We start from the raw sequence: 3,468 nt of genomic DNA, 5'->3' as shown, positions 1-3,468 counted from the left end.
GCTGTCCCGGGGCGCCGAGCCGGCGCAGGCCGCCTGCTGGGCGGCGTTCGCCCACGCGGTGAGCGGCCAGCGGCTCGTTCCCCGGTACGGACGCATCGGTTTTCTCGCCCGCGAGCTGCTCGACGAGATCCCGCACACCCTCGCCACCGTATGACACCAATTGTCCCGCCAGGCAGGTGTGTGTAACGCCACATCGACCCACGGCGCTGTACCCACCGGAGGCGGCGTCCCGCCCTCCTCCCGCCGGTCCGCTCCCCGCAAGGGCGGGCCGGGAGAAGACAGCCCCTGGGAGTCTGTGTGAAGAACCTCCGTCGCAAGACACTGGCGGCCGCGTCCGCCGTGTCGCTCGGTGTCGGCCTCGCCGTCACCGGCGGCCTGGTCCCGGCGGCGTCCGCCGCCGGACCGGACACCACCTACCTGGTGCTCGCCCCGCAGGGCGCCACGACCGACAAGGCGGCCGCCCGGATCGCCGCCGCCGGCGGCACCGTCGTCGCCGGCTACCACCAGATCGGCGTGCTCGTCGTCCGCTCGACCAACCCCGACTTCACCAGCCGGGTGGCGGGCGAAGGCGTCGAGTCGGTCGCCTCCACCGCCGGCCTGGGCACCCTGCTCGACGAGGGCGAGACGGTGGAGGTGTCGGCCGCCGAAGCCGCCGCGGCCACCGCCGACCCCACCGCCGAGCCGCTCTTCGGCCAGCAGTGGGACATGCCGATGATCGACGTCCCGCAGGCCCACGCGGTCAACGCCGGCAGCGCCGACGTGCTGGTGGGCGTGCTGGACAGCGGCATCTCGTCCAGCCACCCCGACCTGGCGAGCCAGATCGCCAAGGACAAGAGCACCTCGTGCATCGGTGGTGTCACCGACACCACCGAGGCCGCCTGGAACCCGACCACCTCCGACCACGGCACCCACGTCGCCGGCACCATCGCCGCCGCCGTCAACGGCGTCGGCGTGACCGGTGTCGCGCCGGGCGTCAAGGTCGCCGCCGTCAAGGTGGTCGACGACGAGGGCTACATCTTCCCGGAGGCCGCGGTCTGCGGGTTCATGTGGGCCGCCGAGCACGGTATGCAGCTGACCAACAACAGCTACTACATCGACCCGTGGCAGCTCAACTGCCGCAACGACGCGCGCCAGCGTCCGGTGTGGCAGGCCGTGCAGCGGGCACTGCGTTACTCGCAGAGCAAGGGCGTACTGCACGTCGCCTCCGCGGGCAACTCCAACTGGGACCTCGCGCACAAGATCACCGACACCGGCAGCCCGAACAACCTGCCGGAAGACCAGGACCCGGAGGTTCGTGAGAACCTCACCAACGCCTGCCTCGTCCTGCCGGCCGAGGCGCCGGGCGTGGTGACCGTCTCGGCGGTCGGACCGACCGGGGAGAAGAGCTACTACTCCTCGTACGGCCAAGGGGTCGTGGACGTGACGGCGCCGGGCGGGGACGCCTTCGTCCGTACCGGTGGTACGAGCCCGACCTTCCCCGACCTGATCCTGTCCACCACCTTCAACACCTCCACCCGCACCAACGGTTGGGGTTACAAGCAGGGCACCTCGATGTCCTCGCCGCACGCGGCGGGTGTCGCGGCCCTGGCCGCCTCGGCGCATCCCGGCATCAGCCCGGGCGCGCTGGCCGCCCTGCTGGAGAACACCGCGGTGGCGCAGCCCTGCCCGGAGGGGGTCTACAACCCCAGGCCGGCGGCCGGCGACACCTACGAGGCGACCTGCTCCGGCGGGAAGCGCAACTCGTTCTACGGCGCTGGCATGGTCAACGCCTACAACGTGGTGAAGTAACACTGCGACACCAGTGGTGGGGCTCGGCGGTGATCCGCCGGGCCCCACCCGTTTCTCCTGCTCACCGCCGGGTACCGGAGGAGACCTCAGCCCAGTCGAGGAGGTCCCGCCGGTGTCCACCGATGCCATCGTCCTGTTGAAAGAGGACCACAAGGAGATGCGCCGCCTCTTCCGTGAGTTCCAGAAGGCGGAAGAGGGGCCCGCCCAGCGGCGCCAGGAGCTGGTGACCCAGATCCTGGAGGCCCTGACGGTGCACACCTACCTGGAGAACGAGGTCATGTACCCGGAGGTCCGCAAGCTCCTGCCGGACCTGGAGGACGACATCCTCGAGTCGTACGAGGAGCACCACGTGGCCGACGTGCTCTGCGCCGAACTGGCCACCATGGACGCCTCCGACGAGCGCTTCGTCGCCAAGACCACGGTGCTCATCGAGAACGTCGAGCACCACGTCGAGGAGGAGGAGCAGGAGTGGTTCCCCAAGGTCCGCGAGGCGCTCGGGCGTAACCAGCTCCAGGAGATCGGCCAGCGCATGATCGACATGCGCGCCGACGCCCCGCGTACCCCCACCGCACCGAAGGCGATCAAGAAGTCCGTCGACGCGATGACGGCCTGAGCGCGACCGTGCTCCGCGGGCCCGGCCGGCGGCCGGGCCCGCACGCGTCTCACCAGGCCGTCGGCGGCACCCCGTCGGGCGCCGGGAGGATCCGCCGCAACCGCCCCGGCGGTACGCTCCGAGCCCGCCACTCCCGTGGGTAGCCCAGCGAGACCTCCTCGAACCGCACCCCGTCGTACCAGGTCGTCCGGGGGATGTGCAGGTGGCCGTAGACCATGACGGAGACGTCGAAACGCCGGTGCCAGTCGGCGGTGGCCTCGGTGCCGCACCACTGGGCGAAGATCGGGTACCGCAGGATCCGGGTCGGCTCCCGCACCAGCGGCCAGTGGTTGACCAGCACGGTCGGCAGGGCCGGATCACGCTCGTCGAGCCGCCGAGCGGTCTCGGCGACGCGCGCCGCGCACCACGCCGACCGGCTCGGGTACGGGTCCGGGTGCAGCAACTGCTCGTCGGTGCACACGATCCCGGTCCGGTACGCCTCGGCCAGCGCCGCCTCCGGGGTGTCGAATCCCTCCGGGCGCCAGCTGTGGTCGTACAGGAGGAACAGCGGCGCGACCGTCACCGGCCCGCCACGGCCCTCCCAGACCGCCCACGGGTCCTCGGGGGTGAGCACGCCGAGGCGGCGGCACATCTCGACCAGGTGGTGGTAGCGCTCGACACCGCGCAGCGCCACCGGATCGCGCGGCGGGGTCCACAGCTCGTGGTTGCCGGGCGACCAGACCACCTGCGCGAAGCGGTCGGCCAGCAGGCCCAGCGCCCATTCGACGTCGGCGACCGTGTCCGCCACGTCACCGGCGACCAGCAGCCAGTCGTGCGGTGTCTCCGGCCGCAGGGCCTCCACGATCGGCCGGTTGTCCCGGTGCCCCACGTGCAGGTCGCTGATGGCGAGCAGACTTCCCTCACCCGCCTCCCCCGCCATGCCGTCGATCCTAGGGGCGACCAGCCCCACCCGCGACCCCCACCGGCCGCGCCCCCGACCCCTACCGCGTCGCGCCCGCCCGCCCCTCCCGCCCGCCTGCCCGCCCGTCGGGAGGCAGCAGTTTCCGGGAAAGAGTGGCCATTCCGCG

General features: G+C 71.9%; 3 protein-coding genes. 2 read left to right on the top strand and 1 reads right to left on the bottom strand.

Annotated elements, in window-relative coordinates:
- Positions 1-297: 297 nt before the first annotated feature.
- Together AB0I76_RS25440 and AB0I76_RS25435 are read left to right on the top strand one after the other, a co-directional pair.
- Positions 298-1,788: a S8 family serine peptidase gene (locus AB0I76_RS25440; RefSeq protein WP_357040278.1), complete on the top strand. Its 1,491-nt coding sequence runs from the start codon at positions 298-300 to the stop codon at positions 1,786-1,788.
- Between the two features lie 112 nt (positions 1,789-1,900).
- The gene (locus AB0I76_RS25435; RefSeq protein WP_357040275.1) at positions 1,901-2,401 is read left to right on the top strand and encodes a hemerythrin domain-containing protein; all 501 of its coding nucleotides are present in this window, start codon (positions 1,901-1,903) and stop codon (positions 2,399-2,401) included.
- Between the two features lie 49 nt (positions 2,402-2,450).
- Here the strand turns inward: AB0I76_RS25435 and AB0I76_RS25430 are convergent, their stop codons facing one another.
- The gene (locus tag AB0I76_RS25430; RefSeq protein WP_357040272.1) at positions 2,451-3,320 is read right to left on the bottom strand and encodes a metallophosphoesterase; all 870 of its coding nucleotides are present in this window, start codon (positions 3,318-3,320) and stop codon (positions 2,451-2,453) included.
- Positions 3,321-3,468: the final 148 nt, after the last annotated feature.

Origin of the sequence: Micromonospora sp. NPDC049799, assembly GCF_040656655.1 — a bacterium.
Lineage (GTDB): Bacteria > Actinomycetota > Actinomycetes > Mycobacteriales > Micromonosporaceae > Micromonospora.
The sequence above is the reverse complement of the archived record's forward strand: the minus strand, read 5'-3'. Positions and strand labels throughout refer to the sequence as shown.